Source organism: Streptomyces sp. NPDC005303 (genome assembly GCF_040607335.1).
Taxonomy (GTDB): Bacteria; Actinomycetota; Actinomycetes; order Streptomycetales; family Streptomycetaceae; genus Streptomyces.
On record NZ_JBEXGM010000021.1, the window covers coordinates 70,963 to 93,327 of the forward strand.

21 protein-coding genes are annotated in these 22,365 nt (G+C 70.6%); 13 read left to right on the forward strand and 8 right to left on the reverse strand.

Translation table 11 applies throughout. The features are described from left to right. Nucleotides 1-139 precede the first annotated feature (139 nt). The 4 genes from ABZT93_RS26470 to ABZT93_RS26485 all read left to right on the forward strand — a co-directional run bounded on the left by ABZT93_RS26470 (nt 140) and on the right by ABZT93_RS26485 (nt 4,164). A complete protein-coding gene (locus tag ABZT93_RS26470; RefSeq protein WP_356109056.1) occupies nt 140-1,597 on the forward strand; it encodes an alkaline phosphatase PhoX in 1,458 nt (485 codons plus the stop codon). Between the two features lie 184 nt (nt 1,598-1,781). Beyond that, nucleotides 1,782-2,429, forward strand: a complete 648-nt coding sequence (locus tag ABZT93_RS26475) for a GntR family transcriptional regulator (RefSeq protein WP_356109059.1) — start codon at nt 1,782-1,784, stop codon at nt 2,427-2,429. Between the two features lie 30 nt (nt 2,430-2,459). Beyond that, on the forward strand, nt 2,460-3,476 hold the full coding sequence (locus ABZT93_RS26480; protein WP_356109062.1) for a 1-aminocyclopropane-1-carboxylate deaminase: 1,017 nt from the start codon (nt 2,460-2,462) through the stop codon (nt 3,474-3,476). Nucleotides 3,477-3,597: 121 nt separating this feature from the next. Next, on the forward strand, nt 3,598-4,164 hold the full coding sequence (locus tag ABZT93_RS26485) for a helix-turn-helix domain-containing protein (protein ID WP_356109064.1): 567 nt from the start codon (nt 3,598-3,600) through the stop codon (nt 4,162-4,164). A 122-nt stretch (nt 4,165-4,286) separates the two neighbouring features. On the opposite strand, the gene ABZT93_RS26490 is transcribed toward ABZT93_RS26485, so the two are convergent. The 7 genes from ABZT93_RS26490 to ABZT93_RS26520 all read right to left on the reverse strand — a co-directional run bounded on the left by ABZT93_RS26490 (nt 4,287) and on the right by ABZT93_RS26520 (nt 11,713). Beyond that, nucleotides 4,287-5,525, reverse strand: a complete 1,239-nt coding sequence (locus ABZT93_RS26490; RefSeq protein WP_356109250.1) for a TerD family protein — start codon at nt 5,523-5,525, stop codon at nt 4,287-4,289. Between the two features lie 96 nt (nt 5,526-5,621). Beyond that, the gene (locus ABZT93_RS26495; RefSeq protein WP_356109067.1) at nt 5,622-6,611 is read right to left on the reverse strand and encodes a zinc-dependent alcohol dehydrogenase family protein; all 990 of its coding nucleotides are present in this window, start codon (nt 6,609-6,611) and stop codon (nt 5,622-5,624) included. Next, nucleotides 6,608-7,447 carry a carbohydrate ABC transporter permease gene (locus tag ABZT93_RS26500; RefSeq protein ID WP_020121437.1) on the reverse strand — a complete coding sequence of 280 codons (840 nt, stop codon included), beginning with the start codon at nt 7,445-7,447 and terminating at the stop codon, nt 6,608-6,610. The genes ABZT93_RS26495 and ABZT93_RS26500 overlap by 4 nt, the downstream gene beginning before the upstream one ends. Beyond that, nucleotides 7,444-8,382, reverse strand: coding sequence for a sugar ABC transporter permease (locus tag ABZT93_RS26505; RefSeq protein ID WP_356109070.1), 939 nt, complete (start codon nt 8,380-8,382; stop codon nt 7,444-7,446). Before ABZT93_RS26505 ends, ABZT93_RS26500 begins: the two co-directional genes overlap by 4 nt. Further along, nucleotides 8,379-9,752 (reverse strand): sugar ABC transporter substrate-binding protein, encoded by a 1,374-nt coding sequence (locus ABZT93_RS26510; protein ID WP_356109073.1) that lies wholly within the window; start codon nt 9,750-9,752, stop codon nt 8,379-8,381. The genes ABZT93_RS26505 and ABZT93_RS26510 overlap by 4 nt, the downstream gene beginning before the upstream one ends. Before the next feature lie 76 nt (nt 9,753-9,828). Beyond that, nucleotides 9,829-10,596 (reverse strand): DeoR/GlpR family DNA-binding transcription regulator, encoded by a 768-nt coding sequence (locus ABZT93_RS26515; protein WP_356109075.1) that lies wholly within the window; start codon nt 10,594-10,596, stop codon nt 9,829-9,831. A 307-nt stretch (nt 10,597-10,903) separates the two neighbouring features. Further along, the gene (locus ABZT93_RS26520; RefSeq protein WP_356109077.1) at nt 10,904-11,713 is read right to left on the reverse strand and encodes an NAD(P)-dependent oxidoreductase; all 810 of its coding nucleotides are present in this window, start codon (nt 11,711-11,713) and stop codon (nt 10,904-10,906) included. Between the two features lie 151 nt (nt 11,714-11,864). On the opposite strand from ABZT93_RS26520, the gene ABZT93_RS26525 reads away from it, so the two are divergent. Both ABZT93_RS26525 and ABZT93_RS26530 read left to right on the forward strand, forming a co-directional pair. Continuing rightward, nucleotides 11,865-12,809, forward strand: a complete 945-nt coding sequence (locus ABZT93_RS26525) for a 5-dehydro-4-deoxyglucarate dehydratase (RefSeq protein ID WP_356109080.1) — start codon at nt 11,865-11,867, stop codon at nt 12,807-12,809. Next, on the forward strand, nt 12,806-13,966 hold the full coding sequence (locus tag ABZT93_RS26530) for a hypothetical protein (protein ID WP_356109083.1): 1,161 nt from the start codon (nt 12,806-12,808) through the stop codon (nt 13,964-13,966). The genes ABZT93_RS26525 and ABZT93_RS26530 overlap by 4 nt, the downstream gene beginning before the upstream one ends. Here ABZT93_RS26530 and ABZT93_RS26535 read toward each other — a convergent pair. Further along, nucleotides 13,903-15,345 (reverse strand): MFS transporter, encoded by a 1,443-nt coding sequence (locus tag ABZT93_RS26535; RefSeq protein WP_356109086.1) that lies wholly within the window; start codon nt 15,343-15,345, stop codon nt 13,903-13,905. The genes ABZT93_RS26530 and ABZT93_RS26535 overlap by 64 nt on opposite strands. A gap of 126 nt (nt 15,346-15,471) precedes the next feature. On the opposite strand from ABZT93_RS26535, the gene ABZT93_RS26540 reads away from it, so the two are divergent. The 7 genes from ABZT93_RS26540 to ABZT93_RS26570 all read left to right on the forward strand — a co-directional run bounded on the left by ABZT93_RS26540 (nt 15,472) and on the right by ABZT93_RS26570 (nt 22,336). Continuing rightward, the gene (locus tag ABZT93_RS26540; protein WP_356109089.1) at nt 15,472-16,056 is read left to right on the forward strand and encodes a TIGR03086 family metal-binding protein; all 585 of its coding nucleotides are present in this window, start codon (nt 15,472-15,474) and stop codon (nt 16,054-16,056) included. A gap of 73 nt (nt 16,057-16,129) precedes the next feature. Continuing rightward, on the forward strand, nt 16,130-16,885 hold the full coding sequence (locus tag ABZT93_RS26545) for an MBL fold metallo-hydrolase (protein WP_356109091.1): 756 nt from the start codon (nt 16,130-16,132) through the stop codon (nt 16,883-16,885). A 151-nt stretch (nt 16,886-17,036) separates the two neighbouring features. Further along, on the forward strand, nt 17,037-17,693 hold the full coding sequence (locus tag ABZT93_RS26550; protein ID WP_031044780.1) for a GntR family transcriptional regulator: 657 nt from the start codon (nt 17,037-17,039) through the stop codon (nt 17,691-17,693). Continuing rightward, complete coding sequence (locus ABZT93_RS26555) at nt 17,690-18,601, forward strand: dihydrodipicolinate synthase family protein (protein WP_356109092.1); 912 nt, start codon at nt 17,690-17,692, stop codon at nt 18,599-18,601. The genes ABZT93_RS26550 and ABZT93_RS26555 overlap by 4 nt, the downstream gene beginning before the upstream one ends. Continuing rightward, on the forward strand, nt 18,598-20,328 hold the full coding sequence (gene araD / locus ABZT93_RS26560; protein ID WP_356109095.1) for an L-arabinonate dehydratase: 1,731 nt from the start codon (nt 18,598-18,600) through the stop codon (nt 20,326-20,328). The genes ABZT93_RS26555 and araD overlap by 4 nt, the downstream gene beginning before the upstream one ends. Nucleotides 20,329-20,507: 179 nt before the next feature. Next, nucleotides 20,508-21,443 (forward strand): sugar ABC transporter permease, encoded by a 936-nt coding sequence (locus ABZT93_RS26565; RefSeq protein ID WP_356109098.1) that lies wholly within the window; start codon nt 20,508-20,510, stop codon nt 21,441-21,443. Beyond that, the gene (locus tag ABZT93_RS26570) at nt 21,440-22,336 is read left to right on the forward strand and encodes a carbohydrate ABC transporter permease (protein WP_356109101.1); all 897 of its coding nucleotides are present in this window, start codon (nt 21,440-21,442) and stop codon (nt 22,334-22,336) included. Before ABZT93_RS26565 ends, ABZT93_RS26570 begins: the two co-directional genes overlap by 4 nt. Nucleotides 22,337-22,365: the final 29 nt, after the last annotated feature.

Sequence of the window (22,365 nt, forward strand, 5' to 3'; positions counted from 1 at the left end):
CTGCCCTTTGTTGATTCATGGAACCGGGTGCACTGAAGTCTCCTGGCGTTCAACCGGTGTTCAGGTGTGGGCGGGACCGTAGCGCCGACCCGAGGTCCCCCACCCTCCACGGCGTTCATCCACCGTCTCAGGAGACACCATGTCGCTCACCCGCAGGGACTTTGCCGCGAAATCCGCGATCACCGGAGCCGGTGTCGCACTGGCGGGCAGTGTCGGCGCCCTCGCCACCGCGCCCAACGCGCTCGCCGCCACCGACGTCGAGAACGAGGGCGTCGACGAGGGCGCGGAGTCCGCGGGAGCCCACCGGGGCGTCGGCTACGGCCCGCTGATCGCCGACCCCGAGGGCCTGCTCGCGCTGCCCGCCGGATTCAAGTACAAGGTCATCACCTACAGCGGCAGGACCAAGCTGGAGTCCGGCGAGTTCACCCCGTCCAACCACGACGGCACGTCCACCTTCGACGGCCCGCGCGGCACCACTCTCCTCGTCAACAACCACGAGCTGGCAGGCGCCCGTGCCAAGTGGCCCTACCCGGTGCCGCTCACCGAGGGCCTCGTCTACGACCCGGCCGCGGCCGGCGGCTGCACGGTCGTCGAGGTGCGCCCCGGCGGCAAGGTCGCCGAGTGGGTCGGCATCGCCGGCACCGCCACCAACTGCGCGGGCGGCAACACCCCTTGGGGCACCTGGCTGACCTGTGAGGAGACCGAGGACAAGGCCGGCACCAACGGCTTCACCAAGGACCACGGCTACGTCTTCGAGGTCGACCCCTGCGACCGCCGCGCCAACAAGAACCCCCAGCCCATCAAGGCGCTCGGCCGCTACGCCCACGAGGCCGTCGTCGTCGACCCCAAGCGCGGCCACCTCTACCTCACCGAGGACGCGTCCAACCCGAACGGGCTGCTGTACCGCTGGACCCCGCCCGAGGGCTTCCGCCACGGCCACGGCAAGCTGCGCACCCTCGCCGAGAACGCGGGCACCCTCCAGGCCTTCAAGTGCTTCGACTCCGGCGGCCAGTTCGTCGACGACCTCTCCCGCGCCACGAAGATCGGCACGGTGTACGGCGTCGACTGGGTCGACGTACCCGACCGTGACGCGAAGACGACCTCCGTCCGCAAGCAGTTCACCGCCGGCCAGGTCACTCGCGCCCGCAAGCTCGAAGGCATGTGGTGGGGCGACGGCGGCACGTACATCGTCTCCTCGTACGCCCGCACCGAGAGCCCCGTCCAGCATGACGGCGCGGTCTGGTTCTACGACCCCAAGCGCCGCACCCTCACGCTCAAGGTGCTCCTCGGTGTGAACCCGGACCCGTCCAAGGACGGCGCCTTCGACGGCCCGGACAACATCACCGTCTCCCCGTACGGCGGCCTCGTCATCGCCGAGGACGGTGAGGGCGTCCAGCACCTGTTCGGCGCGACGGAGAGCGGCCGCACCTACCCGATCGCCCGCAACGAACTCAACATCGGCACCGCGGAGGCGCCGGAGTACAGCGAGTTCACCGGCGTCACCTTCTCGCCCGACGGCCGGACGCTGTACGCCAACATCCAGACCCCCGGGATCATGCTGGCGATCACCGGGCCCTGGAAGCGGCACCGCCGCTAGACCGCAGGGCCTTTCCGGCAGGCAGGAGGCGGAGGCACGTCGTGGGGAGCCCGCGCCGTGCCTCCGCTGTGGACAACGGAGCGGAACCTTCACCCGTCGGCCGCCGAGGGAACCTTCACCCGTCGGTCGGCCGGGTGGCAGGCGGCCTTGCTGTCAGAGCAGGTGACATCTAACATTTCAGTTCATGGAGGCCATACGACCACTCACCCGCACCCTTCTCCGCGACCGTGCCTACGTCTCCATCCGGGACGCCATCGTGGCCGGGGAGATCGAGCCCGGGGCGGTCGTGCGGGACGCCGAGCTCGCCGAGCGGCTCGGGCTGTCGCGGGCGCCCGTGCGGGAGGCCTTCGCGCGCCTCGTCGACGAGGGGCTCCTGGAGAGCAAGCCGCAGAGCTACACACGGGTGACCCAGGTCGTCGCCGCAGAGGTGCGGGACGCCGCCGCCGTGGTCGGGGCCATGCACGAACTGGTCACGCGGGTCGCCGTGCCCCGGCTGTTCGCCGCCGACATCGAGCTGATGCGCGCGGCCAACGAGCGGTTCGCGGCCGCCGTCACCGCCGGAGACGTGGACGAGGCCGTGCGCGCCGACGACGCGCTCCACGACGTCCTCGTCCGGGTGAGCGGCAACCGCGCGGCGGCCGCCACCACCGCCCGCTACACCCCGCTCATCCGCCGCCTGGAGCGCCGGCGCTTCGCCGAGGGTGGCAACTGCCGGTCGGCAGGTCTGCACGACCGGCTGATCGAGGCCTGCGCGGCCGGTGACGTGGACGAGGCGGTCCGGGTCACGGCGGAGATCTGGCGGGGCCTGGCCCAACTCGCCGACAGCGACTGAACCCACAGCGCCCCACCCCCGGAGGTCCCCATGCCCCTCGCGTCCTACGACCGCTATCCCCTCCTCTTCGGACCGTCCCCCGTCCACCGCCTGGAGCGCCTCACCGCACACCTCGGCGGAGCCGCCCTGTGGGCCAAGCGCGAGGACTGCAACTCCGGGATCGCGTACGGCGGCAACAAGACCCGCAAACTGGAGTACCTGGTCGCCGACGCCCTCGCCCAGGGCTGCGACACCCTCGTCTCGATCGGCGGCGTCCAGTCCAACCACACCCGTCAGGTCGCGGCCTGTGCCGCCCGGGCGGGGCTCAAGTGCGTGCTGGTGCAGGAGAGTTGGGTGGACTGGCCGGACGCCGTCTACGACAAGGTCGGCAACATCCTGATCAGCCGGCTGGCCGGGGCCGACGTACGGCTGGTGAAGGCCGGGTTCGGGATCGGGTTCAAGGAGAGCTGGGAGCAGGCGCTCAGGGATGTCGAGGAGTCGGGCGGAAAGCCGTACGCCATCCCCGCCGGCGCCTCCGACCACCCGCTCGGCGGGCTGGGTTTCGCCGCGTGGGCGTACGAAGTCGCCGATCAGGAGCGAGAGTTGGGCGTCTTCTTCGACACGGTCGTGGTCTGCTCGGTGACCGGCTCTACCCAGGCCGGCATGGTCGCCGGGTTCCGGGCGCTGGAGGAGGCGGGCGGCCGGCCCCGGCGCGTCCTCGGCATCGACGCCTCCGCCAAGCCCGTCACCACCCGGGAACAGATCGCGCGGATCGCCCACAACACCGGACAACTCATCGGCGCGCAGAAGGAGTTGACCGAGGAGGACGTGGAGCTGGACGAGCGGTACCACGCCGGGATCTACGGCATCCCCGACGAGACCACCCTGGAGGCGATGCGTCTCGCCGCCCGCACCGAGGGGATGGTCACCGACCCCGTGTACGAGGGCAAGTCCATGGCCGGGATGATCGACCTCGTCCGGCGCGGGGAGATCGGCGCCGACTCCACCGTGCTCTACGCCCACCTCGGCGGTCAGCCGGCGCTCAACGGGTACAGCGCGCTGTTCTGACCCGCCCCGAGCCTGCGCCGGGACCGACCTGCGACGACTGCTTCCGCAGTGATCAGGGGCTGCCTCCGTCTGGTGTTCGCTACGATGCGGAGCGAGTCTCCGGTTCGCAAGGAGTGTCTGGATGACGCAGGTCAGGTCCATGCGCGCGGATGCTCGGCGCAACTACGAGCGGCTGCTGAAGGTGGCCGCGGAGGCGTTCGCCGAGCATGGGGAGGGCGCGTCGCTCGACGACATCGCCAAGCGGGCGGGCGTGGGGTCCGGAACGCTCTACCGGCACTTCCCGACCCGGCAGGCCCTGCTGGAGGCGGCGTACATGGATCGCGTCGAGGGGTTCGCCCGGCGTGCCGACGCGCTCGCGGAGGAGCTGCCGCCGGGCCGGGCGCTGGCGGAGTGGCTGTACGAGCTGTGCGTGGGGACGACTCAGGTGCGGGGCATGAAGGCGCTGCTGGGATCCGCTGTCGCGGACGGCGGTATCGCCGTGCTCACGGACTGCGGGACGCATGTGCGCGGGGCGGCGGAGCGGTTGGTGTCGGCGGCGCAGGCGGAGGGGACGCTGCGGCGCGATCTCGAGCCGGTCGAGCTGCTCCGGCTGGCCCATGGAGTGGCGGTGGCGGCGGAACTGGCCGACGGGGGCCGGGAGTCGATCCGGCGGTATCTGACGCTGCTGACGGAGGGACTGCGGGCTTAGGGGCGCCTTTGGATGTGCCGGCTGTGTCGTGTTGCGGCTGCGGGTGAGTGGGGGCTGGTCGCGCAGTTCCCCGCGCCCCTGGGTGGGTGCAGCCCAGCGCGGGGAACACTACCCGGCGTTGCTCACAGAGCCTGGGCCGCCGGCTTCACCATCCCTCTCACCGTGCGGGACTTCACGAAGTCGCCGATCGCCGTCATCTCCCACTCGCCGGAGAACTGCTTGATCAGTTTGGCCATCATCACGCCCGTCTGCGCCTCCGCGTTGGTGAGGTCGAAGCGGACCAGTTCCTCTCCGCTCGCGGCGTCGATGAGGCGGCAGTACGCCTTGGCGACCTCCGTGAACTTCTGGCCGGAGAAGGAGTTGACCGTGAAGACGAGACCGGTGACCTCCTGGGGGAGCCGGCCGAGGTCGACGACGATCACCTCGTCGTCACCACCGCCCTCACCCGTGAGGTTGTCGCCGGAGTGTTTGATCGCGCCGCCGACGATGGACAGCTTGCCGAAGTAGCAGCTGTCGATGTGGTTGCGCTGCGGGCCGTAGGCGATGACCGACGCGTCGAGGTCGATGTCCTTGCCGCGGTACGCCGGCTCCCAGCCGAGACCCATCTTGACCTGGGAGAGCAGCGGACGCCCGCCCTTGACCAGGGACACCGTCTGGTTCTTCTGGAGGCTGACCCGCCCCTTGTCGAGGTTGATCTTCCCGGCACCGGCACCGGGAGCGGGCGGGGCCGGGGAAGCGGCCGGGGGAGCGGCGGGCACCGGCGGCGCGGCGATCCGGGGGTCCATGGCCGGCGCGGGCGGGGCCACCGGTGTCTGCACGGTGGGTGTGACGGGCGGAGCCATGGGGGTCGGAGCGGGCGTGGGCGCCGGTTCCTCCACCGTCACGCCGAAGTCCGTCGCGATGCCCGCCAGCCCGTTGGCGTATCCCTGTCCCACCGCGCGGGCCTTCCAGGCGCCGTTGCGCAGATAGACCTCCACGATCACCAGCGCGGTCTCGGTGCCGAGCTGCGGCGGGGTGAACGTGGCCAGCACGCTGTTGTCGTCCGCGTTGCGGATCGTGGCCGTCGGCTCGATGCCCTGGAATGTCTGGCCCGCGGCGTCCGGGCTCGCGGTGACGACGATCTTCTCGATGCCGGGCGGTACGGCCGCCGTGTCGACGGTGATCGCGTCGGGGGCCGTACCGCCGCCCGAGCGGTACGTCACCCCCGGGCCGGAGGGCTGGTTGTAGAAGATGAAGTCGTCGTCGGAGCGCACCTTGCCGTCGGCGGTGAGCAGCAGGCCCGATACGTCGAGCCGCACGGGCGCGGCGACGTCCACCGTCACGCGGGCGGCGGACAGGGGGATGTTCGAGCCGGGGGTCATAGCTGTCATGCCCCGTGAACGATCGGGCCCACTTTGCCGTTCCCTTACCCGAGGGCCAAATGGGGGCCGGATCGACCCGGCCCCCTCCCCACGGGGCTACGGCACCACCACGATCTTGCGTCCCACCCCCGCCGCGAACTGCTCCAGCGCCTGCGGATACCGGTCCAGCGGCAGCCGGTCGCTGATGAAGACGTCGGGGTCCAGTACCCCCGTCGCGAACAGCTCCGCCGCCCGCTCGAAGCTGTGCAGGACCGCCATGGAGCCGGTGATGGTGATCTCCTGGTTGTAGATCCGGTACGGGTCGATCGTCACCCGCGTCGCGTAGTCGGCCACGCCGAACTGGAGGAAGGTGCCCGCCTTGGCCACCCGGTCCAGGCCGTCCTGGATCGCCGCCGCGTTGCCCGTCGCGTCGATGACCAGGTCCCAGCCCTGCGGGCGGTCCAGCTCGTCCGGGTTCGCGGCCGAGGCCGAGACACCGAGCTTGCGGGCCGTCTCCAGGCGGGCCGGGTTCACGTCCACCATGTCCACGCTCGCCGCACCGGTCCGCTTGGCCAGCTCCAGCATCATCAGGCCCATCGTCCCCGAGCCGTAGATCAGCACATGGGCGCCCAGGCGGGACTGGAGGACGTCGTAACCCCGGACCGCGCAGGACAGCGGCTCCACCAGCGCCGCGTCCTGGGTACGCACGTGTTCGGGCAGCCGTACACAGTTGGCCACCGGTGCGACGGCGAACTGCGCCGCGCCTCCCGCCGTGGTCACGCCGATCGCGGCCCAGCGTTCGCAGAGGTTGTTGTGGCCCGTACGGCAGTACCGGCACTCGTGGCAGTACAGGGACGGGTCCACCGCCACCCGGTCGCCGACCGCGAGCTCGGTGACCCGGGTGCCGACCCCGACCACCTGGCCGGCGAACTCGTGGCCCGGCACGATCGGCAGCTCGGGGGCGAACTCGCCCTGGAGGATGTGCAGGTCGGTGCCGCACAGGCCGCACGCGGCGACCTCGACGACGACCTCGCGGGGGCCGGGTGTCGGGTCGGGGACCTCGGCGACGACGGCACGGCCCACGGACTCGATGACGGCGGCCTTCATTTCACGGCTCCCAGTGACAGGCCCTGGACCAGTTTGTCCTGGGCGGCGAACCCCGCGGCGAGCACCGGCAGGGAGATGACGAGCGACGCGGCGCACACCTTGGCCAGGAACAGGCCCTGGCTGGTGATGAAGCCGGTCAGGAAGACGGGGGCGGTCTCGGCCACCACGCCGGTGAGGACCCTCGCGAAGAGCAGTTCGTTCCAGCTGAAGATGAAGCAGATCAGGGCTGTGGCGGCGATGCCGGGCAGGGCGATCGGGGCCACTACGCGCGCGAGGATCGTCGGCAGGCGGGCGCCGTCCACGCGCGCGGCCTCGATCACCGCGACCGGCACCTCGGCGAGGAAGGACTGCATCATCCAGACCGCGATCGGCAGGTTCATCGACGTGTAGAGGATGACCAGCAGCCATATGTTGTCGAGCATGTCCGTGTTCTTCGCGAACAGGTAGATGGGCAGCAGGCCCGCCACCACCGGCAGCATCTTCGTCGACAGGAAGAAGAACAGGACGTCCGTCCACTTCTTGACCGGGCGGATGGAGAGCGCGTACGCCGCCGGGAGGGCCAGGAGCAGGACGAAGAGGGTCGAGGCCAGCGAGGCGACCGTCGAGTTGATCAGCGCCGGCCAGGGGCTCGCGCCGCCGCCCGTGCCGAAGAACTCGCGGTAGCCGTCCAGGGTGAGGGCGGCACCGAAGGAAGGCGGGTTGGTGGCCGCGTCCGTCTCCGAGTGGAAGGACGTCAGGGCCATCCAGGCGATCGGCAGGAAGAAGACGATTCCCAGCAGCCAGGCCACCAGACCCAGGCCAAGTCCCTTGCGTTTCACGGCGATGGTGCTGCTCATGCCCGGCCGACCTCCTCACGGAACAGGGACGACACCACGCGCAGGGCGAAGGTCGCGATGATGATCGAGCCGATGACGACCAGGACGCCGGCGGCCGAGGCGAGGCCGTTCTCGTGGGCCTGGTAGAAGCTCTGGTAGACGGTGTAGGGAAGGTTGGCGGTGCCGAGGCCGCCGGAGGTGATCGTGAAGACGGCGTCGAAGTTCTGGACGATGTAGATCGAGCCCAGCAGGGCGCCCAGCTCCAGGTAGCGGCGCAGGTGGGGGAGTGTCAGATAGCGGAAGATCTGCCAGTCGCTCGCGCCGTCCACCCGAGCGGCCTCCATCTGCTGCTGGTCGCGGCTCTGGAGTCCGGCCAGCAGGATGAGCATCATGAACGGGGTCCACTGCCAGACCAGGGACGCCTCGACCGCGAGCAGCGGGGTGTTGGAGATCCAGTCCGGCTGTGGGCCGCCCACATAGTGCAACAACCCATTGAGCAGGCCGTATTCAGGGTTGTAGAGCACGTGTTTCCAGAGCAGTGCCGCCGCCACCGGGACCACCAGGAAGGGGGCGATCAGCAGGGTGCGGACCACGCCCCGGCCGCGGAACCTCCTGTCCAGGAGCAGCGCCAGGAGGAGCCCCAGCACCAGGCTGACCAGGACCACCGTCACCGTCAGCAGGATGGTCGTCCACACCGAGTGGCGCAGGTCCGCGTCGGTCAGGACGTCCTTGTAGTTGTCGACGCCGGTGAAGTGACGGGCCTTGGGATAGAGCGCGTTCCAGTCGAAGAACGAGATCACCACCGTGGCCACGAACGGCAGTTGGGTGACCACGATCATGAAGATCAGGGCGGGGAGCAGCGGGGCGCGGGTGGCCCAGGCGCGCAGTCGGCCCGAGGGCTGCCGCGCGGTGCGGACGGGAGTGGTGGCCAGCGGGGCCGTGGTCGTCGCGGTCATCGTCCCTCGTACTCCTCGGAGATCTTCTCGGCGATCTGCTGGGACTTCCTCAGGGCCGACTCGACGGACTGGCGTCCGGCGATGGCCGCGCTGATCTCCTGGGAGACCCTGGTGCCGAGATCGGTGAACTCGGGGATGCCGACGAACTGGATGCCGGGCGCGGGGCGCGGCTGCACGCCCGGGTCGTTCGGCCGGGCCTGCTCGATGGCCTGCTTGGTCATCTCCTGGAAGGCGGCGGCCTCCTTGACGTAGGCCGGGTTGGTGTACGTCGAGGCGCGCTTTCCTGCCGGTACGTTGGACCAGCCGATCTGGTCGCCGACGAGTTGCTCGTACTGCTTGCCGGACGCCCAGGAGACGAACTTCCAGGCCTTGTCGGGGTTGCGGGAGGCGTCCTGGATGCCCCAGGCCCAGGTGTAGAGCCAGCCGGAGGACTTCGTCTCCTCGACGGGGGCGGGGGCGTAGCCCATCTTGCCCTTGACCGGGGAGCCCTTCGCCTCCAGGGAACCGGCCGCGGAGGTGGCGTCGTACCACATGGCGACCTTGCCCTGGGTCATGTTGTTGAGGCACTCGGCGAACCCGGACTGGGCGGCGCCGGACTCACCGTGCTCGCGCACGAGGTCGACATAGAACTTCACCGCCTTCTCGAACTCGGGCGAGTCGAGCCGGGCCTTCCAGCCCTTGTCGAACCAGGTGCCGCCGAAGGTGTTCACGACCGTGGTGAGCGGGGCCATGACCTCGCCCCAGCCCGGCAGGCCGCGCAGACAGATGCCCTTCATGCCGGGCTGCGCCCCGTCGGCCTTCGCCGCCAGGTCGGCCACCTGCTGCCAGGTGGGCCGGGCCGGCATCGTCAGGCCCTTCCGCTCGAAGACGTCCTTGCGGTACATCAGGAAGGACGACTCGCCGTAGAAGGGCTGGCCGTAGAGCTTGCCGTCGTCGCCGGTCAGCGACTGGCGCATCGGCGCCAGGACGTCCTTCTCGTCGTACGACGGGTCCTTGGCCACGTACGAGTCCATCGCGTGCAGCCAGCCGTTGCGGGCGTAGATCGGGATCTCGTAGTTCGAGAGGGTCGCCACGTCGTACTGGCCGGCCTGGTTGGCGAAGTCCTGGCTGATCTTGTCGCGGACGTCGTTCTCGGGCAGGACGGTGAAGTTGACCTTGATCCCGGTCTCCTTGGTGAAGTGGGCGCTGGTCAGCTTCTGCAGCTCGGTCATCTGGGGGTTGTTGACCATCAGGACGTTGATGGAGTCACCGCCCGACCCCGCCCCGCCCGCTCCGACCCAGCAGCCGGAGAGCAGCGGGGCGAGCAGCGTCCCTGCGGCGGCCATGGCGAGCGTGGCTCGCGGTGGCCGTCGTCGGCTCTGGGTTCGCATGGATCGCTCCTGGACATAGAGGGACATAAGGGGCACCCCTGGTGTGAGTGGCCCTGCAGAGATGTCAGTTTGAAATTCAGACCCTGATGACCTGCGGGCCCAGCAGGGAGTATCGGTGGGCCTCCGCCGACGGCAGCAGTGTGCTCGTCACGATCGCCTCCAGCGCGCCGATCTCCGCGAACCGGCAGAAGCTGACCGCGCCGAACTTGGTGTGCACTCCGGCGAACACCGTGCGGCGCGCGGCCCGGATCGCCTGCGCCTTGACCTCGCTGACCGCGGGGTCGGGAGTGGTGAGGCCGTGCTCGCGAGAGATGCCGTTGGCGCCGATGAAGGCCAGGTCGAGGACGAAGCCGGCCAGCATCTTCGTCGTCCAGTGGTCGACGGTCGCCAGGGTGCCGGGGCGGACCCGGCCGCCGAGCAGCAGGACGGAGGTGTTCTCGGCCTCGGCGAGGGCGCCGGCGACCGGAAGGGACGCGGTGACCACGGTCAGTGGCCGGTCCCGGGGCAGGGCCTCGGCGATGAGCTGCGGGGTGAAGCCCTCGTCGACGAAGACCGTCTCGGCGTCCCCGAGCAGCTCGGCCGCGGCGGCCGCGACCCGGCGCTTCTCGGGCACGTGGCTGGTGGCGCGGAAGGCGAGGGTCGTCTCGAATCCGGCGCTCTCCACGGGGTAGGCGCCGCCGTGGGTGCGGCGGACCAGGCCGTGGTCCTCCAGGGCGCGGAGGTCGCGGCGCACGGTCTCCTTGGCCACGCCGAGTTGGGTGGCGAGGGTGTTGACGTCGACGGCGCCGGTGGTGCGGGCGGCACGCACGATGTGCCGCTGGCGTTCTTCCGCGGTTCCGGTCATGGGGTCACCCGCTCTCCTGTGCCGTCTGCCCGTTCGGGCCGTATGCAGGAAGTTGTACAGCGGGTGTGAGGTGGTGACCAGGTCTGTTGCGGGAGGGATCCTGTCCGTGTGTGCCCGTTCGGGCGGGCCGGGCCTACGGGGGTGGGGTGTGCGGTCGGGTGGCGGCTGCGGGTTCGTTGTGCCTGGTCGCGCGGTTCCCCGCGCCCCTGAGTGCGGCGCTGTCGCGCCTGCCCCCAGGAGTCCGGCCGTGCCCGGATATGGATGCGGGCGGGCCCGTTCGGTGCCCGCCCGCCCTTGCGGCGAGGATTCAGTACGGCCAGATCGGCGGGTCCGTCACGAACTGGCCGCCCAGGTAGGCGTGTGCCTCGTTGCCCTCCTGGAGCTCGCCCTGCTCGGCGATCAGTTTCTCCGCGTAGGGCTCGGAGTCGTCCTGGGGGTCGTAGCCGAGGGCGCGCGCGGTGGTCAGGTCCCACCACAGGCGGGTGTTGGCCGAGGAGCCGTAGACCACGGTGTGGCCGACCTGCTCGGCGGTCAGTGCCGCGTGGAAGAGGCGGGCGCCGTCGGCCGGGCTCATCCACACCGAGAGCATGCGCACGCTGGTCGGCTCGGAGAAGCAGGAGCCGATGCGCACGGAGACGGTCTCCAGGCCGTGCTTGTCCCAGTAGAACTGCGCGAGGTCCTCGCCGAAGGACTTGGACAGGCCGTAGAAGGTGTCCGGGCGGCGCGGGGTGTCGATCGGGATCAACGGGTCGTCGCCCCGGGGGCGGGGGGTGTAGCCCACCGCGTGGTTGGAGGAGGCGAAGACGATGCGTCCGACGCCCTCCGCGTGCGCGGCCTCGTACAGGTTGTAGGTGCCCTCGATGTTCGCCTTGAGGATCTTCTCGAAGGGCGCTTCCAGGGAGATGCCCGCGAGGTGGATGATCGCGTCGACGCCCCGCACCGCCTCGCGCACCGCGTCCTTGTCGGCGAGGTCGGCGACGATCGCGTCCGGCTCGCCCTCGACGGGCCGCAGATCGAGCAGACGCAGCTCGTAGCCGTAGGCCGGGAGCAGATCCCGCATCAGGGTGCCGAGCCCGCCGGCGGCACCGGTGAGCAGAACGGTACGGGGAGCGGGCATCCGCGGGTCTCCTTGAAGGGCCTCGTGAGTACGGTATTCACATTCGTGGACAAGTTAGGGATCGTGTCTTGGCTTCGTCAAGGGTGGCGCGATGCGAGTTCATAAATATAAACTCTGATCAGTATTCTGCATGCCACTCTAGGGAGAGCCTGTGACGCCGTCCGCCGACCTCGCCCATCGACTCGGCATCCCCAGCGGGCCGCTGTTCTTCCCCGTCACCGCCTACGGCCCGGACGGATCCGTCGACCTCGCCGCGTATCGCGCGCACGTACGCGCAGGCGTGGACGCGGGGGCCGCGGCCGTGTTCGCGTGCTGCGGCACGGGGGAGTTCCACGCGCTCACGCCCGAGGAGTTCGAGGCGTGCGTCCGGGCGGCCGTAGCGGAGACGGCAGGGCGCGTACCGGTCGTCGCGGGCGCCGGATACGGCACCGCCCTCGCCGTGCGGTACGCGCGGCTCGCCGAGTCGGCCGGGGCCGACGGGCTGCTCGCCATGCCGCCCTACCTCGTCGTGGCCGGGCAGGAGGGGCTGCTGCGGCACTACCGCGAGGTGGCCGCCGCGACCGCGCTCCAGATGATCGTCTACCAGCGCGACAACGCCGTCTTCACCCCCGAGACCGTCGTCGAACTGGCTCGCACCGAGGGGATCATCGGCCTCAAGGACGGTCTCGGCGACCTCGACCTCATGCAGCGGATCGTCAGCGCGGTGCGCACCGAGGTGCCCGGCGACTTCCTGTACTTCAACGGACTGCCGACCGCCGAGCAGACCCAGCTCGCCTACCAGGCCATCGGCGTCCCCTTGTACTCGTCCGCCGTCTTCTGCTTCGCCCCCGAGATCGCCCTCGCCTTCCACCGCGCGCTCATCGACGGCGACCGGGCGACGGCCGACCGTCTGCTCGACGGCTTCTACCGTCCCTTCGTCGAACTACGCGCGCGGGGCCGCGGCTACGCCGTCTCCCTCGTCAAGGCCGGTGTCCGGATGCGCGGGCTCGACGTGGGGGAGGTCCGCCCGCCGCTGCACGAGCCGGGCGAGGATCATGTGAAGCAGCTCGCGGAGATCATCGAGCGCGGTCACGCGCTGCTGGAGGAGGCACAGTGAAGGCGTCGACGTTCGTCTACCCCTGGGACGTCAACGGGGACCCGGAGGCAGCGGCCCGCATCGCGGGGCTCGGCGTACAGCAGGCGACCCTCGCCTCCGCCTACCACTCCACGCGCGCGTTGACCCCCCGCCATCCGCGCCACCGCATCGTCACCGCCGAGCACGCGGCCGTGCTGTACCCGACGGACTCCCGCTGGGAAGGGCGTGAACTGCGTCCCTACGCGGCGGGCGACTGGGCCCCCGGCGACGCCTTCGGGGAGGCGCTGTCGGAACTCACCCGGGCCGGCCTCGAAGTGCACACCTGGGTCGTCCTCGCGCACAACTCCCGCCTGGGCGCCGAGCACCCGGACACCTCCGTCGTCAACGCCTACGGCGACCGCTACCCGTGGGCCCCGTGCATCGCACAGCCCGCCACGCGCGCGTACCTCGTCGACCTCGCCGTCGAGGCGGCACTGCGCCCGGGTGCGGCCGGCACCGAGCTGGAGTCCCTCGGCTGGTACGGCCTCCAGCACCTGCACGCCCACGACAAGACCGGCGGGGTGCCCCTCGGCGACGCCGGGATGTACCTCATGGCGCTCTGCTTCTGCGGGACGTGCCGCGAGGGGTACGGCGAACAGGGGCTGGACGCCGACGCGCTCGCCGTCGCCGTCCGGGCCGCGCTGGAGCCGCTGTGGCAGGGCGCGCCGGACGACGGGGGCTGGGCCGGGGTCGAGAAGCTGCTCGGCGCCGGGACGGCGGCGGCCACGCGCGCGTGGCGCGACGAGACCGCCCGTACGCTCCAGGAGACGGTGGTCCGTGCGGTCCGCGCGGCCGCTCCCGAGGGCTTCCAGATCCTGCTGCACGCCGACCCCGTGACGTACCACGTCGGTGCCAACCCGGGCGTGGACCCCGAGCACATCCTGTCCGTCGCGGACGGTGTCGTGGTGCCCTGCGCGGGGGGACCGGAGCTGCTCACGCCCTTCGAGCGGGCCCGCGAGGACGCGGTGATCGCCGCCAACTTCCCCGTCGTCTCGCAGATGGGCGGCAGCCCGAGCACGCTCGCGGCGGACGTGGCCCGCGCGCGGGAGCTCGGGGCGAACGAAGTCCGGCTGTATCACGCGGGGTTGGCGTCGGACGGCGACCTGTCCGCGATCCGTGAGGGGCTCGCCGTCCTCTGAAGCAGCGGCAGGGCCGCGGCGAGCCAGAGCACGCCCACCACGGCCGACAGCGGCCGCTGGTCGACCAGTCCGACCAGGGCCGCGCCGGCCGCGAGGCCGAGCACGTTCGGGGTGTACACCAGGGTGTTGGCGGTGGCGACCGTACGGCCCAGCAGCGCGTCCGGGGTCTCGCGCTGGACGGCGGTGAGCACGGCGATCAGCACACAGGGCAGGCCCAGGCCGATGGCCGCGCTGCAGACGAGGGCGAGCGGGTCCGAGGGGACGGCCCGCAGCCCCGCGGCCACGGCCGTCAGGGCGATGCCGTACGCGGCGAACCGACGCTCGCCCAGCCGACGCAGCGCGGGCCCGGAGAGCAGCCCCACGGCCACGGAACCGGCGCCCTGGACGGCGTACAGCGCACCGGCGTACGCGGGGGAGTGGCCGAGGCCGTCGATCACGGCGTACAGCAGTGCCCCGTTGAGCCCGGCGAAGAGCATGGTGGTGCCGGCGGCCAGGACCAGGGGGCGGAGTATGGGGTGGGCCCATATGTGGCGGGTTCCGGCGGTGGCGGGGGTGCGCCTGGAGGGCGTGGGGTGGTCGCCGACGGGGGAGAGGGGTTTCGACGGCGGTGCGCTGCGGGGCGTGCTCGGCGCCGTCGCCGCTCGCCTGAACAGGCTGTGCCTGAAGGCGGCGCCCGGCCTGTGCCTGGGGGTGGTGGTCGGCCTGTGCCGGACGGTGCGGGCCGCGCCGCGGCCGGGTGCCTCCGCCGGGGTCGTTGTGGGCTCCGACAGGCCGCCCCCGGCGCCGGCCGTGGTCGACGTGAGGCCGACCGGTCGGCTCTCGTGGACCCGGAGCCCGGTGTACAGGAGCGCGGCGAGCACGAAGGTGACCGCGTCCAGAAGTGCCACGGCGGGTCCGCCCCAGAGGGTGTAGAGGCCCGCTCCCGCCAGTGGTGCCACCAGTTTCATGCCCTCGGTGATCGCCATCCGCAGCCCGTTGAAGTCGCCGAGCAGGGACGGGGCGACGGCACCGGCGACCAGGGCCGACTCCGCCGCGTCGTGGACGACGCCGGTCGCTCCGTAGACGAGAAGGACCGCGAGGATGACCGGGGCCCGGTCGGTGACCAGGACCGGCAAGAGGGCCGCCGGCAGCAGGTTGCCCCCGATCAGCAGCGGCTTGCGGCGGACGCGGTCGGCGAGGGTGCCGAGCAGCGGGCCCGCCAGGGTCGGCGCCCACATCGCCAGCATGCACAGCGCCGCCAGGCCGTCCGAACCGGTGAGGTCCTTGACCCAGACGCCGGACACCAGCCACAGGGCCGAGGTGCCGAAGCCTGAGACGAGAACTCCGGTGAGGTAGAGCCTGGCGTTGCGGTCACGGAGCACCGCCCGTGTCTTCGTCATGCCTGGACATCGTGGGTCTAAGGCCCCCGCGGAGGGATGGGGCAGGTTCCCTGGATGTCGGGCGATGAGTTTTCGCGGCGGCGACGGTCCACCCTTCACGACATCGCGAACCCCGAGGAGCACCGCATGACCGTCCCGCCCCTGGATCTCGGACCGCAGACCCACGTCATCGCCCTGCTGGCCGAGGGCGTAACCGATGATCAGCTGGGGCACGCCACCCCGTGTCCGGAGTACGCGGTGCGCAATATGCTCGGCCACCTGACCGGCCTCACCGCCGCCTTCCGTGACGCCGCCCGCAAGGATCTCGGGGCCACGACCGACACCCCGCCGACCGACTCCGTCCCGGACGTCGGCCCCGGCTGGCGCGAGGAACTCCCCAAGGTCCTCGACGAACTCGCCGAGGCCTGGCGCGACCCGGCCGCCTGGACCGGCATGACCCGCGCGGGCGGCGTGGACCTGCCCGCGCAGATCGCCGCCGCCGTCGCCGTCGACGAACTGGTCGTCCACGGCTGGGACCTGGCCCGCGCCACCGGTCAGTCGTACGACCCGGACCCCGCCGCGCTCCAGGCGTCGTACGACTTCCTCCAGGCCTCCGCGGAGGATCCGAGCCGGGACGCCATCTTCGGCCCGATCGTCCCGGTGCCACAGGACGCGTCGCTGCTGGACCGGGCGATCGGGCTCAGCGGGCGCAACCCGGACCGGACGCCGTAGACGCCGCCCCGAGAAGGCGTAGACGCACGGAAACCGGCGGCGCGCGGCAGGCCCGGACCGTACGCTCCCCACCATGCCGCCCCTCAGCCTCACCGTCCTCGGTACTGCCTCCCCGCACCCGGCGCCGGGCCGCCCCTGCTCCGGCTATCTGCTGCGCGGCGGCGGCGCCGAGGTGTGGGTGGACGCCGGTCCCGGTACCTTCGCGGAGTTGCAGCGGCACACGGATCCCTCCCGGCTGACGGCGATCTGGATCTCCCATCTGCACGCCGATCACAGCGCGGATCTGCTGTCCGCCGTCTACGCCTTCGCGTACGGCGGACTCACCCCGCCCGCCCCGATCCCGGTGTACGCTCCGCCCGGCTGCGCCCACCGGCTCGCCGGGTTCTTCGGGCGCCCCGACGTGCGCTTCCTCGACGGCATTCTCACCTTCCATCCTCTGTACGACGGCCACGAGGTCCGGCACTGGAACCTGCGGCTCGCCGCGCGGGCCGTCGCGCACGGCACCGAGGCGTACGGGCTGCGCGCCGAGTGCGCCGGACGTGTCCTCGCGTACTCCGGGGACAGCGGACCCTGCGCCGCACTCGTCGAACTCGCCGCGGAATCGGACGTGTTCCTGTGCGAGGCAGACATCGATCGGCATCGCGAAGGCGAACAGGTCCATCTGACCCCCGAGGACGCCGGCGACATCGCCCGCAAGGCCGGGGCGCGCGAACTGATCGTCACCCACGTCGGACCCACGCTCACCAGGGAAGCGGCCACCACGCGGGCGGCCGTCGCCTTCGCCGGGCGCACCAGTACGGCCTTCGAGGGTGCCACCCGGCTCGTGTGACGCGCCCGCACAGAAACTTCGGCTTCGTCTGCCGGAAGCATTGACGAAACAACACCGGCCTCTTACCTTCAACGCGTCGTACTTCGTACGTCATATATGAGACGCGATATCAGATACGCAAGATCCGATACGCGAGATCCGAGAGGCGCGCATGACCTCTGTGCCCACGCCGATCCCCTCCCGCACGCAGTACGTGCTGGAGGAGATCAAACGCCGCATCCTCACCGGGCGCCTGACGCCGGGTCAGGCCCTGGTCGAGACCGAACTCGCCGCACAGTTCGGGGTGTCCAAGACCCCGGTGCGCGAGGCGCTCAAGACCCTGGCCGGCACCGGGCTCGTCGTGATGAGCCAGTACAAGGGCGTCACGGTGCGCATGGTGGACGCGGACATGGCGCGCGAGGTCTACGACGTCCGGCTGCTCCTCGAACCCGAGGCGCTCAAGCGGGCCGTACGGCGCGGGGCCTCCCTCGACGCCGCGCGCGACGCCCTGACCAAGGCCGACGACGCCACCGACACCGCCGAACGCTCCCTCGCCAACCGGGAGTTCCACCGCGCCCTCTACCTGCCCTGCGGCAATCCGCTGCTCGGCCGGATGCTCGACGAAGTCCGCGACCAGGCCGCCCTGGTCTCCGCCGTCGCCTGGGCGGCCTCGCCCTCCTGGGACCGGGAGGCCGGTGAGCACCGGGAGATCCTGCGGCTCGCCCTGGACGGCGACGCGGACGGCGCGGCCCGCGCCCTGCACGCCCACATCGCGTCCTTCGTGGAACGAGCGTTCCCCGGAGTGCTGGACCAGGAAGGCCAGGAATGAGCAGCGAGACCTTCGAGACCCAGCGGGCGGCCCTGGCCGACGTGGTGGCGATCCCGGTGACGCCTTTCGCCGAGGACGGCAGCGTCGACCAGGACAGCCACCGGGCCCTGCTGCGTCGGCTGCTCGACGGCGGGATCACCACCCTCACCCCCAACGGGAACACCGGCGAGTTCTACGCCCTCAGCCCCGAAGAGCGCCGCATGGTCACGGAGTTGACCGTCGAGGAGGCCGGGGACCGGGCCGACATCCTCGTCGGCGTCGGACACGACGTGCCCACTGCCGTCGCCTCCGCCCGCCACGCCCGTGAACTCGGCGCCGGGATGGTCATGGTCCACCAGCCCGTCCACCCCTACGTCTCGCAGGGCGGCTGGATCGACTACCACCGCGCGATCGCCTCGGCCGTCCCGGAGCTCGGCGTCGTCCCGTACATCCGCAACGCCCAGCTCGGCGGTGACCGCCTCGCCGAACTCGCCGACGCCTGCCCGAACGTGATCGGCGTGAAGTACGCCGTCCCGGACGCGGCCAGGTTCGCCGCCTTCGCTCGGGACGCGGGACTGGAACGCTTCGTGTGGGTCGCCGGACTCGCCGAGCCCTACGCGCCCTCCTACTTCTCGGCGGGCGCCACCGGCTTCACCTCGGGGCTCGTGAACGTCGCCCCGGCCGTCTCGCTGAACATGATCGAAGCGCTTCGATCCGGTGACTACCCGGCCGCCATGAAGGTCTGGGAGCAGATCCGCCGCTTCGAGGAACTGCGCGCGGCCAACGGATCCGCCGACAACGTCACCGTCGTCAAGGAGGCCCTCGCCTCCCTCGGCCTGTGCCGCCGCGAAGTGCGCCCGCCGAGCCGCGAGTTGCCCGAGGCCGCACGCTCCGAGGTCGCCGCGATAGCCGCCGGGTGGTCCATATGACCGACAGGAAGCGTCCCGAAGAGCTCAGAAGCCACCAGTGGTACGGCACCGAGGGTCAGCTGCGGACCTGGTCGCACAACGCCCGGATGCGCCAGCTCGGTTACGAGGCCGAGGAGTACCGGGGCCGCCCGGTGATCGCCGTCCTCAACACCTGGTCGGACATCAACCCCTGCCACGTCCATCTGCGCGAGCGGGCCGAGGCGGTCAAGCGGGGGGTGTGGCAGGCCGGGGGCTTCCCGCGCGAATTCCCGGTCGCCACCCTCTCGGAGACGTATCAGAAGCCCACCCCGATGCTCTACCGCAACCTGCTCGCGATGGAGACGGAGGAGCTGCTGCGGTCGTACCCGATCGACGCGGCGGTGCTGCTCGGTGGCTGCGACAAGTCGACGCCCGCGCTGCTCATGGGCGCGGCCTCGGCCGACGTCGCCTCGATCTTCGTGCCCGCGGGGCCGATGCTGCCGGGGCACTGGCGGGGCGAGACCCTCGGGTCCGGCACCGACATGTGGAAGTACTGGGACGAGCACCGTGCCGGCAACCTGACGGACTGTGAACTGCGGGAACTGCAAGGCGGGTTGGCGCGCTCTCCCGGTCACTGCATGACCATGGGGACCGCGTCGACCATGACCGCTGCGGCGGAAACCCTTGGCATGACCCTGCCGGGTGCGTCCTCGATCCCGGCCGTCGACTCCGCGCACGAGCGGATGGCAGCGGCCTCCGGTCGCCGCGCGGTGGAGCTCGCCTGGACCGGGCTCAGGCCGTCCGAGATCCTCACCCGCGAGGCCTTCGAGGACGCCGTCACCACGGTGCTCGGACTCGGCGGCTCCACCAACGCGGTCATCCACCTGATCGCGATGGCGGGACGCTGCGGGGTCACGCTCACCCTCGACGACTTCGACCGCATCGCCCGCACGGTCCCGGTGCTGGCGAACGTACGGCCCGGCGGACAGACGTACCTCATGGAGGACTTCTACTTCGCCGGCGGTCTGCCCGCCTTCCTCTCCCGGATCACCGACCTGCTCCACCTGGACCGGCCGACCGTCAACGGCACCCTGGGCGAGCAGATCGAGGGCGCCGAGGTGCACAACGACGACGTCATCCGCACCCGGGACAACCCGGTCGCGAGCGAGGGCGGGGTCGCCGTCCTGCGCGGCAACCTCTGCCCCGACGGCGCCGTCATCAAGCACATCTCCGCCGAACCCCACCTGCTCAAGCACACCGGCACCGCGGTCGTCTTCGACGACTACAGGTCTATGCAACGCACCATCAACGACCCGGCGTTGAACATCACCGCCGACAGCGTGCTGGTGCTGCGCAACGCCGGCCCCAAGGGCGGCCCCGGTATGCCCGAGTACGGCATGCTCCCGATCCCGGACCACCTGCTCAAGCAGGGCGTGCGGGACATGGTCCGCATCTCCGACGCCCGTATGAGCGGTACGAGTTACGGCACCTGTGTGCTCCACGTGGCCCCGGAGTCGTACATCGGCGGCCCGCTCGCCCTGGTGCAGACGGGGGACAGCATCACCCTCGACGTCGAGGCGCGCTCCCTGCAACTCGACGTGGACGAGGAGGAGTTGGGGCGCCGCCGAGCGGAGTGGACGCCCCCGCCCACCCGCTACGAGCGCGGCTACGGCGCCCTCTACAACGAGCAGATCACCCAGGCGAACACAGGCTGCGACTTCGAGTTCCTGGCCGGGCAAGGCAAGGTCCCCGACCCTTACGCCGGTTGACGAGTCTTCCCCAGGGGCGCGGGGAACTGCGCCACAAGCCACATCGCACCCGCACCCGCCGCACCACAGCAAGAGGCACCCCGAACCGCGAACAGGGGCCGACCTCCGCATATTGAGAAAGCGCTTCCTGCGCCGCGAAAGCAAGCCGCACCGAGACGTACCGAGAACGGAGACCTGTCATGGCCCAAGCCGCAGCCGTGGCGACACCGCCCGCGCCACCCCGGCGACGCCGTGCCTCCGCCACGCCGCGCAGACTGCCGTATCTGCTGATCGCACCGGCGGCCCTGCTGATGCTGGGCTTCATCGCCTACCCGGTGATCAGCGTCTTCTACTACAGCCTGCAGAACTACAACCCCACCAAGCCATGGCGGAACGGTTACGCGGGCTTCGACAACTTCGTCCAGATCTTCACCAAGGACCCGCAGTTCTGGGACACGCTGACCTTCAGCGCCAAGTGGGTCTTCGTCGAGGTCGGACTCCAGCTGCTGTTCGGCCTGGCGCTCGCGCTGATCGTCAACCAGACCTTCGTGGGCAGGGCGGTGGGCCGCGCGCTCGTCTTCTCCCCGTGGGCCGTCTCCGGCGTGCTGACCTCCGCGATCTGGGTACTGCTCTACAACTCCCAGACGGGCGTCACCCGTTACCTCGCCGACATGGGCATCGGCTCCTACGGCACCAGCTGGCTGTCGGACACCTCCACCGTCTTCTCGGCGGCGGTCGTCGCCGACCTGTGGCGCGGCGTGCCCTTCTTCGCGATCCTCATCCTCGCCGACCTCCAGTCCGTCTCGAAGGACCTGTACGAGGCCGCCGAGGTCGACGGGGCCAGCACGATCAAGCAGTTCTGGCACATCACGCTGCCCCACCTGAAGGACGCGATCATCCTGTCCACGCTGCTGCGCGCGGTGTGGGAGTTCAACAACGTCGACCTGCTCTACACCCTGACCGGCGGCGGGCCCGCGGGGGAGACGACCACCCTCCCGCTCTACATCGCCAACACCAGCGTCGACGCCCACAACTTCGGCTACGCGTCCGCCCTGACCACGGTCGCGTTCGTGATCCTGCTCTTCTGCTCGATGGTCTATCTGCGGCTGAGCAAGTTCGGAGGCGGTTCCAAGTGATCACCAAGGAGGCCACGGAGCTCGCGCCCGCGCCCGTGCACGAGACTCCCGAACCGCCCCGGTCGGTGAAGCGCCGGCGTGCCTGGGACGAGGTCCCGCGCTGGCACATCTACCTGCCGCTGTCGATCTACCTCGTCTTCACCCTGATCCCCTTCTACTGGATCCTGCTCTTCGCGCTGCGCCCGGCCGGCTCGACCTCGCTCGTGCCCTGGCCGATCACCTTCGACCACTTCGAGAAGGTGTGGACGGAGCGGGCCTTCGGCACCTACTTCGAGAACAGCGTCTACGTCGGTCTCGCCACCCTGGTGATGACGACATTGGTGGCCCTGGCCGGCGGCTATGCCCTCGCCCGGTTCGACTTCAAGGTCAAGAACGCGTTCATGCTGGCGCTGCTGTGCTCGCAGTTCGTACCGGGCGCGCTGTTGCTGGTGCCGCTGTTCGAGATCTTCGCCGAACTGAAGATGATCAACTCGCTGGGCAGTGTCATCATCGCCGAGACGGTCTTCCAGCTTCCGCTGTCGATGATCCTGATCAGCAACTTCATCAAGAACGTGCCGTACTCCCTGGAGGAGGCGGCCTGGGTCGACGGCTGCAACCGGCTGACGGCCTTCAGGATCGTCGTCCTGCCCCTCCTCCGCCCCGGCCTGATCGCCGTCGGCTCCTTCGCCTTCGTGCACTCCTGGAACCACTTCCTGTTCGCCCTGATGTTCCTCAACAACCAGGACAAGCAGACGATCCCGGTCGGCCTCAACACCCTGATGAGCGCGGACAGCGTCGACCTAGGCGCGCTCGCGGCCGGCGGCATCATCGCGGCGGTGCCCGTGGTGATCGTGTTCGCGTTCATCCAGAAGTGGCTGATCACGGGCTTCAGCGCGGGGGCGGTGAAGGGATGACACTCCGTCGGATCAGCGGGACGGACCGG